The sequence below is a fragment of the Achromobacter sp. ACM01 genome, assembly GCF_014851745.1.
Classification (GTDB): Bacteria; Pseudomonadota; Gammaproteobacteria; order Burkholderiales; family Burkholderiaceae_B; genus Achromobacter; species Achromobacter aegrifaciens.
In genome coordinates this window covers 17,150-30,580 of sequence record NZ_JACVAF010000012.1, presented here as the reverse complement: position 1 = coordinate 30,580, position 13,431 = coordinate 17,150, and the positions used below count along the sequence as shown (strand labels likewise).

At 66.2% G+C, this 13,431-nt stretch carries 15 protein-coding genes; 2 read left to right on the top strand and 13 right to left on the bottom strand.

The genetic code is table 11. The features are described 5' to 3' along the window. From IB268_RS30230 to IB268_RS30185, 10 genes are all read right to left on the bottom strand, one after another. A complete protein-coding gene (locus tag IB268_RS30230) occupies positions 1 to 873 on the bottom strand; it encodes a type II secretion system F family protein (RefSeq protein ID WP_192330990.1) in 873 nt (290 codons plus the stop codon). Between the two features lie 14 nt (positions 874 to 887). Beyond that, positions 888 to 1,733: a type II secretion system F family protein gene (locus tag IB268_RS30225; RefSeq protein ID WP_192355276.1), complete on the bottom strand. Its 846-nt coding sequence runs from the start codon at positions 1,731 to 1,733 to the stop codon at positions 888 to 890. Then, positions 1,730 to 3,424 (bottom strand): ATPase, T2SS/T4P/T4SS family, encoded by a 1,695-nt coding sequence (locus IB268_RS30220; RefSeq protein WP_119450732.1) that lies wholly within the window; start codon positions 3,422 to 3,424, stop codon positions 1,730 to 1,732. Before IB268_RS30220 ends, IB268_RS30225 begins: the two co-directional genes overlap by 4 nt. Beyond that, entirely contained in the window at positions 3,421 to 4,791 is a 1,371-nt protein-coding gene (locus IB268_RS30215) for a type II and III secretion system protein family protein (RefSeq protein ID WP_192355275.1), read from the bottom strand. Before IB268_RS30215 ends, IB268_RS30220 begins: the two co-directional genes overlap by 4 nt. Further along, a complete protein-coding gene (cpaB, locus tag IB268_RS30210) occupies positions 4,788 to 5,642 on the bottom strand; it encodes a Flp pilus assembly protein CpaB (RefSeq protein ID WP_054458598.1) in 855 nt (284 codons plus the stop codon). The genes IB268_RS30215 and cpaB overlap by 4 nt, the downstream gene beginning before the upstream one ends. Then, positions 5,639 to 6,424, bottom strand: coding sequence for a hypothetical protein (locus tag IB268_RS30205; protein ID WP_119450735.1), 786 nt, complete (start codon positions 6,422 to 6,424; stop codon positions 5,639 to 5,641). Before IB268_RS30205 ends, cpaB begins: the two co-directional genes overlap by 4 nt. After that, the gene (locus IB268_RS30200; RefSeq protein WP_175182236.1) at positions 6,421 to 7,038 is read right to left on the bottom strand and encodes a pilus assembly protein; all 618 of its coding nucleotides are present in this window, start codon (positions 7,036 to 7,038) and stop codon (positions 6,421 to 6,423) included. Before IB268_RS30200 ends, IB268_RS30205 begins: the two co-directional genes overlap by 4 nt. Continuing rightward, on the bottom strand, positions 7,035 to 8,453 hold the full coding sequence (locus IB268_RS30195) for a pilus assembly protein TadG-related protein (protein WP_054458604.1): 1,419 nt from the start codon (positions 8,451 to 8,453) through the stop codon (positions 7,035 to 7,037). Before IB268_RS30195 ends, IB268_RS30200 begins: the two co-directional genes overlap by 4 nt. After that, positions 8,450 to 8,716 carry a hypothetical protein gene (locus IB268_RS30190; RefSeq protein WP_054458606.1) on the bottom strand — a complete coding sequence of 89 codons (267 nt, stop codon included), beginning with the start codon at positions 8,714 to 8,716 and terminating at the stop codon, positions 8,450 to 8,452. The genes IB268_RS30195 and IB268_RS30190 overlap by 4 nt, the downstream gene beginning before the upstream one ends. 395 nt (positions 8,717 to 9,111) lie before the next feature. Next, positions 9,112 to 9,705, bottom strand: coding sequence for a YSC84-related protein (locus tag IB268_RS30185; protein ID WP_054458628.1), 594 nt, complete (start codon positions 9,703 to 9,705; stop codon positions 9,112 to 9,114). Between the two features lie 328 nt (positions 9,706 to 10,033). Between IB268_RS30185 and IB268_RS30180 the strand changes: the two genes are divergently transcribed. After that, on the top strand, positions 10,034 to 10,192 hold the full coding sequence (locus IB268_RS30180; RefSeq protein ID WP_054458630.1) for a DUF6726 family protein: 159 nt from the start codon (positions 10,034 to 10,036) through the stop codon (positions 10,190 to 10,192). A gap of 504 nt (positions 10,193 to 10,696) precedes the next feature. Here the strand turns inward: IB268_RS30180 and IB268_RS30175 are convergent. The 3 genes from IB268_RS30175 to IB268_RS31220 form a co-directional block, all read right to left on the bottom strand. Further along, a complete protein-coding gene (locus tag IB268_RS30175) occupies positions 10,697 to 11,230 on the bottom strand; it encodes a DUF4189 domain-containing protein (protein ID WP_119450744.1) in 534 nt (177 codons plus the stop codon). A gap of 81 nt (positions 11,231 to 11,311) precedes the next feature. After that, positions 11,312 to 11,611 (bottom strand): DUF2514 family protein, encoded by a 300-nt coding sequence (locus IB268_RS30170; protein WP_255510305.1) that lies wholly within the window; start codon positions 11,609 to 11,611, stop codon positions 11,312 to 11,314. Beyond that, the gene (locus IB268_RS31220) at positions 11,577 to 11,738 is read right to left on the bottom strand and encodes a DUF2514 family protein (RefSeq protein ID WP_233564566.1); all 162 of its coding nucleotides are present in this window, start codon (positions 11,736 to 11,738) and stop codon (positions 11,577 to 11,579) included. Before IB268_RS31220 ends, IB268_RS30170 begins: the two co-directional genes overlap by 35 nt. 321 nt (positions 11,739 to 12,059) lie before the next feature. Between IB268_RS31220 and IB268_RS30165 the strand changes: the two genes are divergently transcribed. Next, positions 12,060 to 13,343, top strand: a complete 1,284-nt coding sequence (locus IB268_RS30165; protein WP_192355274.1) for a site-specific integrase — start codon at positions 12,060 to 12,062, stop codon at positions 13,341 to 13,343. Positions 13,344 to 13,431 lie beyond the last annotated feature (88 nt).

The window sequence follows — 13,431 nt, the reverse complement described above, 5'->3', positions numbered from 1 at the left end:
TCATTGCACGCTCTGCAGCAATTGCACCATGACCGGAAAGGCCAGCACGATGAACGTGCAGGGGAAGATGCAGCCGATCAGCGGCAGCAGCATCTTCACCGGAGCCTGCATCGCCAGCTGTTCCGCACGCACGTGACGATCGCTGCGGGCTTGCGCCGCCTGTGCCCGCAATACTGGACCCAGGCTTATCCCGAGCCCTTCGGCCTGCGCCAGGGCGGCCGCCCAGTTACGCGCAAGCGGGCTATTGCTGCGTTCCGCCAAGGCCTTGATCGCGGCGGTCCTGGAAACCCCCGCACGCATCTCTGCCAGCGCGTCAGCCAGGGCATCTCGCAGTATGCCCGCCGGTCCGCTCTGGGCGGCCATCTGCAATGCCCCATGCACGCTCAGCCCCGCTTCCACACACAAGGTCATCATGTCGAACACGAAAGGCAGGTCGCGTTCGATGCTGCGCCGCCGGTTGCTGCTCAAATTGCGCAACCAAAGCCCCGGCGCGGCGCCTGCCGCCAGCGCTGACGCTACCATCCAGGGAATCCATTCCCAGGACTGCGCCTGCGCCAAGACGATGGCGACCGCCGCAGTCAACCCGCCGGCAGCCATGGCTGCACTCCAACACAGCGCCGCGACATGCGCGTAGCTGATGCCGGCAGGCAGCGCCGCCCGCTCGATGGCGCGAGTCAGCCGTATGCGCCAACGCCAGGAACATAAAGGCCCTGCCACGGGCGCCACCGCGGAAATCCAGGGCCAGGCCGCTCGCCACCACCACGGCAAGGCGGACGACGCACCCTCGCTGTCCAGCAGCAATGGCTTAAAAACCACCCATGCCAACCATCCCGCAGCCAGGGCGGCCGTCAACAGGCTCAAGTACAGCCACATCGCATCCGCTCCCGTCAGATATCGATCCGGACAATGCGCCGGATCAGCAGCATGCCCGCGGTCTCCAGTACCGCCACGATCGCCAACACGCCCCAACCCACGGGCGTATGCCACAGCAGGCCCATGATTTCCGGCTCCAGCCGGTCCAGCACGGCAAGCAGCAGCAAAGGCAAAGCGCCCACGATCCAGGCCTGCATACGTCCCTGCGAAGTCAGCGCCAGCAGCTTCGCCTGCAACTGCAGGCGGGCGCGCAGGGTCTGCGCGATGCTTTCCAGCGCCTCTGCCAGGTTGCCTCCCGTCTGCGCCGCAATGCGCATGGCCGCTACGACGAGCGCGGTCGAATCGGCCGGCATGCGGCCACGCAGGTTTTCAAGCGCGCCGTCCCATGGCACGCCCATGCGCTGCTCGCGCAACATCAGGCCGAACTCCTGGGCCAAGGGCGCGCTGCTCTGCTCGACGACGTGGCGCAGGCCGGTGGTCAATGCCACGCCAGCGCGCAGGGCGGAGGCGAGCACCAACAGCGCCATCGGCAGTTGCTGCTCGAACCGCCGGGCACGGCGCCGCCGCAACCCATTCACCAGCGTCCTGGGCAGGCGCGAGGCAAGCGCCGCGGCCAAGGCGGCGGCAAAGCCGCTGCCCGTCGCAGCAAAGGCCAAGGCCGCCGCCATCGCCGCGCAAGCCACCGCGCCAGCCCATAATTGGGCGGGGTCTATGAATAAGAACACCTCGCTCAGACGCAAGCCCGCCTCCTGGGTGTAGACCTCGCGGTAGCGGCGCAGCGCTGGCGCAAACCAGTGTTGGGCACGCCACGCCAGCAGCAGCACGCATACCATGGCGGCTCCCGCAGATAGCCAAATCATGTCGCTCCTTGCGCAAAAACGGTGGTCCCCGGCGCCGCCTGCTCGGTGTTGGAGAACCAGGCGGGATCGAAGGCCTCCTCGGCCTGCGTCCATTCGCGCGCAAAGCCGGGCAAGGCGCCGCAGCCCGTGAAGCCGCCCATGCGGTCGTAGCGGAACAGATCCTGCAGCTGTATACGTCCGCTTTCCATGCCCGTAATCTCCGCTATCGACGTCACGACGCGACGCCCGTCGCCCAGCCTCGCCTGCTGCACCAAGATATCCACGCTGGCCGCGATATGCTCGCGCACGGCGGCCAGAGGCAGATCGAGCCCGGCCATCAGGATCATCGATTCCAGCCGCCCCAGCGCGTCGCGTGGCGAGTTGGCATGCAGCGTCGTCAGGGAGCCTTCGTGCCCGGTGTTCATGGCGGTCAACATGTCGAATGCCTCCGCCCCGCGGCACTCGCCCACGACGATCCGGTCTGGCCGCATGCGCAGCGCGTTGCGCACGAGTTCGCGGATGTCGATGCGCCCTCGCCCCTCCTGGTTGGCCGGACGCGCCTCCAGCGCCACCAGATGATCATGGTTCAGGCGCAGCTCCGCCGCATCTTCGATGGTGACCACGCGCTCGCCGTCGGGAATCTCGTTGGACAGGATGTTGAGCAACGTGGTCTTGCCCGCCCCGGTCCCTCCGGATACCACCAGATTCCTGCGCATCCTCACGCAGAGCGCCAGGAATTGCGCCATGGCGCCGCTCAGCGTCCCCGCAGCGATCAGATCGGACATTCCGGGGCGCCGCTGTGGAAATTTGCGTATGGTCAGGCTGGCGCCCCTAAGGGCCACCGGCGGAATGATGGCGTGCACCCGGGACCCGTCGGCCAGGCGCGCATCCACCATCGGAGAACTTTCATCGATGCGTCGCCCCAAGGGTGTGACGATGCGCTCTATGACCCAACGCAGCGATTGCTCGCTGGTAAAGGCCGCCTGATGGCGCGAAAGGCGGCCGGCGCGTTCGACATAGATCTCGTCGTGGCGATTGACCATGATCTCCGTAATGTCGGCAGCGGCGAGCAAGGGCTCCAGCGGCCCCAGGCCGACGGCTTCGTCAAGCACCTCGCGGCAAAGCGCAGCCCGGTCCACCCCCGGCGGCAAGTCGGTGTCCGTGGCGACGATATGCGTCAGCAGCCGTTCGGCCTCGGCGCGCAGCATGCTGTCGCTCATGCCCGCCACGTCGCGGCGGCGCAGATCCAGCGCCGCCAGCAGCGCCGCGTGCAGCCGCCGGCGCTCCTGCAACGGATGTGGCAGTGGCAGAACCGGCACTGGCGTCGCCGGCGCGGGCAGCATCGGCGGTTCCTGCACGGCAGCCATGTCGCGGGCGACGCTTTCAGCCGCCGCACCGTCCACGCCCCCGTTGCGCTCCGGGATGTCCGCCAGCGACACCCGCAGCCGGCAGGGCCCGATCAGTATTTCGTCGTCGGGCAACACCGGGGCGTGGCGCACGATCCTCGCGCCGTTCACGAGGGTTCCGCCCAACGTACCCAGGTCTTCGAGCACGATCCCCGCCGCTTCGCGCAACAAGCGGGCGTGCTGGCGCCCCACTCTCCAGTTCACGATGCGCACCCCGCAATGCGCGCCCCTTCCTATCAACGCGGGAACAGCCACCGTGGATCTGTGCACGGAGGCGTCTTCAAACATCATTTCCACGTCGATCATGGCCGAGTTTCCGAAGAAGGAATCGGCGCGCCGTCTTGCGGCGAGCCCCACTGCGAACCGGTGCCGGCGTGGGCATCCCACCCTGCCGCGGCAGGCACGGCGGAGCCCAGGCGGGGCGGCACGGGAAAAGCCGCTTCGAGCACGCCACGTCCCCGCCGCACGCGGTCCGCCATGGCGGGCTCGGCCTGCGTAATCAGTTTGGGCGTCACGAATATGGCAAGTTCGGTTTCCCGCAATTGATAGCGCCGGGACGAAAACAAGGCCCCCAGAACCGGGATGTCTTTCAGCCATGGCAGGCCATCGCTGGTCTCGTCCCGCTCGCGCGACAGGAAGCCGCCGATGACCAGCGTATCGCCGGACCGCACGTTGAATTCGGTGGATGCGCGGCGCGTGCGTAGCGCCGGTCCGCCCGGCACGCTCAGCGCGTTGTCCACCGAACTCGCCTCTACCTCGATCAAGGATCGGATGATCCCGTTGCGATCGATGCGAGGGGTGATCCTGAGCATGACGCCATAGGGCTTGAACATCGTGGTCGCGTTGCCGCGCGTGTCGGTCGACGAGTAAGGAACCTCTCCGCCGGCCAGGAAGGTGGCGCTGGCGCCGCTGCGCGCGAGCAATTGAGGTTGGGCCAGCATCACGGCCTCGCCGCTTTGCGCCAGCATCGCGATCCGGGACGACAACAGCGCATTGACGCCGAAGTAGCCAGCCGCCGAAGAGACCGGGCCCACCGTTTCTATGATCCCGTCGCCTGGACGGTTCATGCGCCCCCTGGACCCCGCATCCCAGGCCAGGCCGGCGTTGATGCCGCCTTGCGACAGGCCGTCCCAGCGCACGCCCAGATCCCTCAGCCTTGAGGTGGGGATCTCCACGACCTGAACGTCCAGCTGCACCATGCGGTCCCAACCCACTTGGCCGGTAAAGTCCAGCACTGCGGGATAGCGGTCCGCCAGGGCCGTGATGCGCAATCGGTCATCGTCGGAAAGATCGTCGCCCTCGATCAGGATGCGACCGCCCACCTCAGTACTGCGCGCGCCGGGGATGCGGGCAAGCAAGGCCTCGACCTCTGCCCGCAGACGCGGCGCGCCGGCCGGCACGACCCTCAGTTCATAGGCCTTGGCGCGCCCGGCGTTTGCCCAGATGTGCAGTGACGAAACACCCTCGGCGCGGGCAAAGACCACGACCTCGCGCCCTTCGGCCTCGATGGCGCCCACGACCTGGCCGTTGCCTATCGCCACGCGCTTGACCCCGGGGTGCGACAGAATCCGCGTTTCACCCACCTGAAGTTCAATCACCTCATCCTCCGCCCGCGCTGCGGGATTGGCCAACCAGAGCACGCAGGCAAACATGCTGATGACGGCGCGTCTCATGGCCGCCCCCGCTGAAGTCGAGCCGGGCCTGCACTTTCCACATCCATTGCTCCTGTGCCTGCCGAGGGGTCCAGCCTGTCTCCGTACAGGATGGCCACGCCCGGCGCATTCCGGGGTTCCAGGTCCAATCCGATCAGGGTGGCAAGGTCGCCCTGCGCGGCGCCGCTGACCATTGCGGCATCATCGCGATGGCGCAACATCGCGGTCAGCGCCCCGCTCTGCCGCGCCGCCACGAATCGCATTGCCTCATCCGGCGTCGCTGCCAAGGTGATATTGCCGCCCTTGGTTTCGCTCTCGGCGTCGCCTCCCACCATCAGCACGCGCATGCCTTGCAGGAGGGGCACCGTCATCTCCCGCTGCCGATGCGAAAAACTCACATAGATGTCGATGGCATCGCCTACGCGCAGGACTTCCGCCAGGCCGCCCAGGTCCGTCGCCGCCACGGTCAATGCGCGTTGCCCGCTGCGCAAGCGGGACGCCAAGGCCGGGGCCGGAGGACTGAATGTCAGATGCCCCCGCAGCAAGGGCTCACCATTGGCGACATCGGCCAGTAAGGTGGCGCCAAGCAAACTTGCAAGATCCAGGGGATCGATGCTGGCCCGGGACACCCAAAGCTGCGGAATCTCGCGCACTGCCAGGTGCACCTCTTCGAGTTGCGTGCCAGCAGGCAGGTCGTACGCCGCGACCAGCCGGCTGACCATCGGCGTGCGCGCCTCTGCCTCCAGCGCCTGGACCCGCTGCTGCACGTGTTCCCGCACCGCCCACGCGGATACCAAACCCGCAATCAGTGCTATGGCATACACGCCCATTCGGCGCAGACGCGGCGCTACATGGGTGATCCAGTTCGTCATGGCACTCTTCCGCTGACCAGAAGGCCGGTGCCACCGTCCAGCGGCACCAGCGACAGCCGCATGCGGGAGCCGGAGCGGACCCACCAGTGCGCCGAATCCTCGGAGACGGGCATGCGACGCCAGCCGTTCCGGAGCAGGTGCTGCTCCAGCTGCGCAGCCAACTGCCCCGGAGGCAAGGCGTATTGCCAGATCCGCTCGGAAACGCGTACGCCGTCCTCCATCAAGGCGATGTCCAACCTGAGGCGGCCGCCGGCGGGCAGCCAGGCAGGCGAAGCGCTTTCAGGCACGGCCAGAAGGCTGACGGCTGAAATGCTTCCGGCTGTCCGACGGGAGCCCAGGCCTTCCAGCTGGATGACCCATTGCTCCTGCCCCACCCTACCCGACAGAATCGCCTGACCTGACAACACGTTGAGATTGACCAGGGCGGGCTGCTGGGCAGACAGGTAACGGATCAGCTCCGCCGTACTGAGCGGCGCATCGAACACCAGCACACGCGCCGGGATTCCATGCAACCAGATGCTTTCCCCTAACAATCCGCGACGCGAACCTGCGGGCAGACGCAAGGCCTCCAGCGCGGTAACGCCTGGCCTGCTCCCGCCGGCCTCCCCGCCGCTCGTCACGAGATGCTGAGCTGCGGCGACATTGCGCCACCCTACGGCCGCAACAGCCACGGCGCCGGCCATCAACAGACGCAGCGTCTTTGTCATAGCCACGGTTCGCCAGCCGTCTTCCCGTGATGGGGCAAAACCCGCAAGGGGCGCCGAAAAGCGCAGGCCGATCATTTGCCCGCCCCCTTGCGGCTGGCAAGCCGCTCCCCAGGCACCACATCCGCCCATTCAGACAACCAGTCCAGCGACAGGCCGGGCCTGCGCCAGGGTCCGTCCAGGCGATCGACAACAGGCTTCAAGCGTCGGGCCTCGGCCACCGAGGCGCGTTCCGCCCTGTGCCAGGACGTAGGCGCCCGGCCGATCCGGCGCTGCGCGTCGGCATCGCCGTCCGCATAGCCGGCGCCGCTTGCCACATGCGTGCGGCGGGCGATGCGCAACCAGGCCGCGCTGTCCCGATCGAATCGCGCAGCGCTTGCCGTCACCGACAGCAATCGCAGATCCGCGCCAAACCATTCGGCCTGCAAGGCGTTGACCTGCGCGGGTGCGATACCCGATAAGGTGCTGGCCTTGCCCGAGAGCGCCATGCCGCCCGGCGCGGGCAAATTCCGCATGGGTTGTCCCAGGGCGCCTGCCATTGCGGTCTTGCGGCTGGCCTGCGACATTTCCTGCGCTGCGAATTGCAATCCGCCAATCCAGGACGCCGCCCACAGCAGCAGGGCCAGCAGCGGCAACATCAGCAACGCTTCGACCAGAGCCTGCCCTTGCTGGCGCGTGGGGATCCGGTTCATGGCGCGCGCCTTGCCTGCGCGGCCTCTGCGGCGCTGACGGCGGACAAGCGCGCCTGCCAGTAAGGGCGGAAAAGCGTGGCAAGTTCATCACGGCCATCGGCCCGGCGTTCCGGCCGTGCAAAATAGGTTTCCGCCGCGGAAGTGACGGTGACGGCGTCTTCCGGTCCCAGTGCGGCATAGCGGAACGCCCCCAAGGGTGTCCGGACTGCGCTGTCGCCATCCGTGGTTTTCAAGGATGCGCCGGCAAGCCGGACGGTCACCGCGAAACGCAGGGGATCGCCGCTGCGTGGCAAGGCGATGTCGCGATAGGCTGGCAGGCCCCGCCCCGGCCAGCGCTGAGCGGCAGCCATGGCGTACGAATTGGCCATGGGATTGGTGAAGCCGTCGAGCAGATCCCAGTTGGTCGACTGCTCCACCCAGCGCCAGAAATCCTGTTCGGAAAAATCGAGCGGTGGCTCTTCCACGTACTCCAGGCCTTCGGGCGCCTTGATCTTCTGGCCTTGCGCCGTGCCCCAGCCCACGGCGTACTCGCGGAAGTAGCAGCCCCTCCAGCGGTTGAAACGCAGCGCATGGTAGGACTGGGTATCAAGAGCGCCCCAGCGTCCATCCGGCCCCAACCAGGTGGAACCGCGGCGCCGCAACTCGTGGCGATGCAAAGGGCACAGCGGATGGACCATCCACGGATTGCGGCGCGTGACGTTGCGGCGGTGGAGAAACCCGTACCGTTCCGCCGCTTGTTCGACAGCGGGCCGCAACCCCGCCTCGCGCGTGGCCAGGCGACGCCCCACGTATCCGGGCCAGCCATCGGTCAGCAGCCGCAGGCTCAGGCCCCGGACATGCGCGGCATCGCCATCGGGCAACGGAGCATCGTCCGACAGATTGGCGGACAGCACTTTCTTCATGATGCGTTCGCGCGAAGCCGCCAAGCCTGAAACAGCGGACGCCGCGGCTGCTTCCAGAACCTGGTGGACCACTCTGTCGTGCTCGCCAAACGCCGACGCGAGCCTCTGCTCGGCGTCGGGCACTGCCCGCACAGTTTGGTAGGCTGCCCCCACATCGGGGCCGAACAACATGGCGATCAGCCCGGCGGGCGGATTGCGGCGGTCGCGCTGCGACTGCATGGTGCGGGCGTACTGCGCCGAGGCAGCCAGCGTGACCAGATGCGCCATGGCGACCTGATGCGCGATCTGTGTGCGGTTGATGTAGGCCAGGGCATTGAGCGCGCGCGCTTGCTCCAGCGCGCCGCTGTAGGCGGCCGCGTCCGCGGCATGCGTCAGCCGCTGCCGCGCTCCCACGGTTTGCCCCAGGTTGTACAGCACGACCAGGGATATGCCTCCCACCGCCGCCATCAACAGACCCAGCACCAGCGCCTGGCCGCGCTGTTGAGCAAGCGGTGCGCAAGAACGCGCGTTCACTTCGCGTCCGTGGCATTGCCGGTGAAGGACTTGAGCGAACGGGCCTTGGTCTGCGCCGCCGCTTTTTGCGCCGCCTGTTGTGCCGCGCGGCTCTGCGCACCGCCGTCTTCGCCGGCAAGTTCACGCGCCATGGCGGCGGTCTGCGATCGCACCACCTGGCCGAAATACTGGTACACCGCGATGGCCGCCACCGCGACCAAGGCCACTACCACCACGTATTCCGTCATACCCTGTCCCGACTGACGCTTCCGCAACCCTGACATATCCGTTCTCCGGCACTGTGAAGACAGGCTTCAGTGTCGGCGTCTGCCCCCGGCCTCGCCATTCGCGGATGCCGAGGCGGATAAAGTGATCACGGGTCCGTTGAGAGTGCACGGGCGGCGGCGGCCCGCCCAGGCTGGCCACCGCGCAAAACGGCATGAATCTTGTAACCCTTTAATATTCAAGGGTTTTCCCTATTGTTCGACCTATGGCTCAGCAGTAGATTTGAGTTGCCGGGCTGTCTGACACCCATCGCGTGCGAAGCCGGGCAGGAGCGCCTCAGACTCACCTTGAGCTGGGGCGCTCTTCCATTTCAAGGGTTGAGGATCCTCCGCAACTCTATTGGATGAACGCGGTAGAAGGCGGGGGCCAGCGGAGCCGCCCGCGTCGGTTTGAACTACAGCAGCAGCGGTGAAATCTTGCTGCCGTCCACCGACACCCCGGCCATGAGGCCGCCGTTGTTCAAGACGAAGCCGACGATGGGCTGCTGCGCGGTGTAGGTATCGATGCTGCCGTTGACGCCCACATTGGCCACCGCGACCGTCGCGTCCGCCCCCACTGTCCAGCCGCTGCTGGCCCGGAACTTGGCCAGGGCGCCGTCGGTCATGAACAGCACCACCATCGCCTTGGACTGCGCGCCGGCCTGCAAGCCGATGGAGCCGCCCGTGATGCTGTAGTAGCCGGTATCCGACCCGCCTACGCGCAGCACGCCCGTTCCATGCTGCGCGCCTACGATGAAGCTCGCGCTCAATACGCCCGGAAACACCAGCACGCCACGCGCGCGTTCCACCAATTGCTTGGCCTGGGAAGAGGACTGATAAAGCTTGGTCAGGGTCGCGTCGGCTGCGGTATCGAGTTCCTGCCGCTTTTCCGCAGCCGTGGCCGAGGATTGGGCGGTGGTCGTGGTGCAGCCGGTGAACGCCAGGCTGGCCACGCCGAGCATCGCGGCGAGCACGCCGGCCCGACCTGCCTTGGGGAGAGTATCAAGCATGTAGCGCTCCTTATTGTTGTTGGACGCCCTTCCAGGCGCGCCCGGAAGGAGAACGCCACCATCCTACCTGGGATTTTCCGGCCTTGGCGCCATACAAGCGGGATCTGCGTTACTTCCTGTTCCAGGACGAGCAAGTGTCATTACACTTGGCCAGCATTTCCCCACTAATTGCCGTGCGGACGCAAAGCAGAATGCCGCTTCCGCCATGCATCGTGCACATTCTCTTCAGATGGAAATCCGCGTCTGAACATGATCGGCATCGACGCCGTGCGACACCGTCGGCCCGTCCTCGGGCAGCGCCTTGACCAATTATTTTCGAGCACGTCCGATGAAGTGGATCCTGGTCTCAATGCTATGCATGTTCGCGTCCGGCTGCGGTGTCGTCGCCGCCCCGTGCCGTATCGCATCTGCCGCCATCAAGATCGTGCCGGTCGTCGGCGACGTCGCGGCGGCGCCGACGGATGCTTGCGCGGAAGTCATCGACTGATGCGTTGCCTACGCTGTTCCCTTGCCCGCGGCAGACACAGTTGCTTGATCCCGCTTAGCTACATGTGACAACGCTGACCATGCTCAATGCACTGGTCAGGTACTGGATTGCGGCTGCTTTCTCCGGAGTCTGGTGAACGGACGAATTTTCCAGCTTTACCAAGGCATGCCTCATCAACTCGCCGGGAGACATCATTGAGATGTCAGACGCCATTGGGCGAGCGCCGCTCCACGCCAGGGCTTCCGCCTCGAAAGCCAGAGGGTCTGGGGCAGTACCAGGCAGGGCGTTGGATTTCATCGGAGTTCTCCATTGCTGTCTTGCACAAAAGGAGATCAGAGCGAGGGCCGACACGAAAGTTCCGGTGTGACGGCAGGCCGTGGGTACTTGGCGCTTGCAGATGACGTTAGATCACGGCCGGACAGTGGGCCAAACGCCGACTATCGCCCGATGGCGCGCCGCGCACGCCCCATACTGCAGGGACAGCGGGAGGGGGCCCGCAGCGGCCTATTGTATGAACTCCGCCTGGCTGCAATTAGAGAAATGGACGGTGCATTCCGTCAGGTTCTTCTCTTTGCAGATGTCCATGGCGTCGTCGGTCGCCTGCTCGATGGTGTAGTGCTTGCGGAACATGGTGAAGTACTGGCCATTGCCGACCGCCCCCGAAGCCACGATCGCGCACTGATTGTAGAACGTCATCGCCGTCTTGCAGTCGGTGCCGCCCTTCGAGACACAGTGAGCAATGGCCGCCTTGGTCGCTTCGCGCTCGCTGCCACGGTTGCCCGCCATGCCGACCAGGTTTTCCTTGCTGGACGCGAATGCGCCCCAGCGGGTTTCCCAATGCCCCTGCGGACGCGGCGGCGGCGGCGGCACGCCACCGCCCTGCGGCACTTGGTAAAGGCCAGGGATGGGGATGCACTGGGCCGGCCCCTGGGTGGACATGGTGTAACCATCGCCGCATCCCTGCTCCGCCGCCGCCGGACGCGCAGCGATGAGGACCAGGGCCGCAAACACAAGGGCAAGACAGGGAGCGCGCTTCATCCAGTTTTCCCGTAATGATGGCCGAACTGCCGGAATTTGCGGATATTAGCAGTTCCATGTGGCCGCACATGGTCGCAATACTCAACCCCCACCCCGGCCGTTGGGGTCTCGCACCCCATCGTAGGCCCGTTCGCATGTCAGTCCCGCGATGCGGGCACGATCTGCAACGCCCGCAAGCGCTTCAGCTCGATCGATAGCGCGGCCAAGCATGTAGGCGAGCAGATCGACGGCAGCGGCTCCTGACGGGCCTGCGTCGGCAAGGGCGGGCTGTTCGGCAACTGCGGCGCGAGCCAACGTGTTTGCGCGGGCACGCAGCCGGTCACGCTCAACACGAGTGCCAGCAGCATCAGCGACCGCGACAGCGGCTTTTTTTCTGGGCATTATCGCGGGCTTGCTCCATGGCGGCAGTGCGTCGTCGTTCTTCGGTTCTCGCCGCCTCAACAGCGGCAACAGTGGCCTGGGATTGCGCATCCCGCTCAATGGCCTGGACAGCACGCAGCTCGGCCACCTCCCGGCCGTGGAACGCGCCCAGCACGAACCAAGCGACGCCGAGAACGTCAAGATTACGTCAATATCGGAGCCGGAAAAGAAACAGCCGCCATTGCTGGCGGCTGTAGGTGCCTGAATTAACAGGACTTTCTTGGTAGGCCCCCCGAGAGTCGAACTCGGCACCAACGGATTATGAGGCAGCTTCCTGGTGATATCAGGCCATATCATGAAGTTTCACACCAGGGGGAGATGCCTGGAGATTCCCGTGTTTATTGTGTCTGGTGATGTCATGTCCTATCATGCCATCTCACGAACAAGTACGCACGGAGTACGCACCGTCATGTTGACCGACAAAAGGATCAGGGCCCTCAAGCCGGGAGAGTGGGACACCGACCCCAGCCCACGTGGGCAGTCTGGCCTTGCCGTGCGCCGGCTGGCCGGTGGCGGCTTGTCCTGGTATCTGACGTATAGCAGCCAGCGCCGCACGCACCGAATTGCGCTGGCCGCCACTGTGCCGCTGACGCTGGCCGAAGCACGGGAGCGCCACGCCGAGCTATGCGCCCGCATAGAAGCGCTACGCCTCCGGTATCCAGACCTCGCACAGATAAACGACCTGCGCGGCATGCTCGACGCCGACGATGCACAAGCCAAAGCCAAGGCCCAGGGCGCGGCCACGCTGGCGGCACTGATGGCGGCGTATGTCGAAGACCTGAAGGCGCGTGGGCGCATCCGCTGGCGTGAAGTGGAAACCTGCATCGCCCGGCATATCCTCGCGGCACATCCTGGCCTCGCCGCCAAGCCGGCCGCGGCTATTACGCTGGATGATTGCTTGCGCATCGTCCGCCGTGTCGTGGACGCCGGGCATGTGCGCGAAGCGGCTAAGGTCCGTTCGCACCTTCGCGCGGCCTACACCGCCGCCATCGCAGCACGCCAGCGTGCGGACGGCCTGCCGGCGCTGGCCGCGCTGGGCCTGAGCGACAATCCAGCGGCGAACATCGCAGCGCTGCGCGGTGGGCAGGGCAAGCCGGGCGAACGCGCGCTGTCGCTGGCCGAGCTTCGCGCCTACTGGTCCCGCATTCAGGCCATCCCCCAGTTGCTGCTGCATCTGCTGAGCGGTGGTCAGCGCGTGGAACAGCTGGCGCGTGTGACGGGCGCAGACATCGACCGCGCGGGGATGCTTATGGTGCTGCGCGACCCGAAGGGACGCCGCGAAACCCCGCGCGTGCATGCCGTGCCGCTACTGCCCGAGGCGCTGGCCGCGATTGACTCTATGTGTTCGGGGGCGGGCTTCGTGTTCTCGGTATCGGCTGGCAAGTTCGGCGCCAGCTACAAGGCGATTGACGACCGGCTAAAGCCCGTTGTCGCTGCGATGGTGGAAGCAGGCGAGGCAAGCGAGGCGTTCACGCTGGGCGACCTGCGCCGCACGGTAGAGACGCGCCTAGCTGCCGCTGGAGTGCCCGAAGCCGTGCGGGCGCAGCTGCAATCGCATGGCCTGTCCGGCGTGCAGCAGCGTCACTACGACCGCCACAGCTACCTGGACGAGAAGCGCGCGGCCCTCGACACGCTGCAGCACCTGTGCAACGGCCAAGCCGCCCAGGTAATTGCCCTTCGTTCTATGTCCTGATAGGATATGCAGCACTAAAAGGACCGGGCGCAACACCCGGAGCCGGCACCTAGCCGGCACGCCCGCCACGATCCGCCCCCCGCAGCAC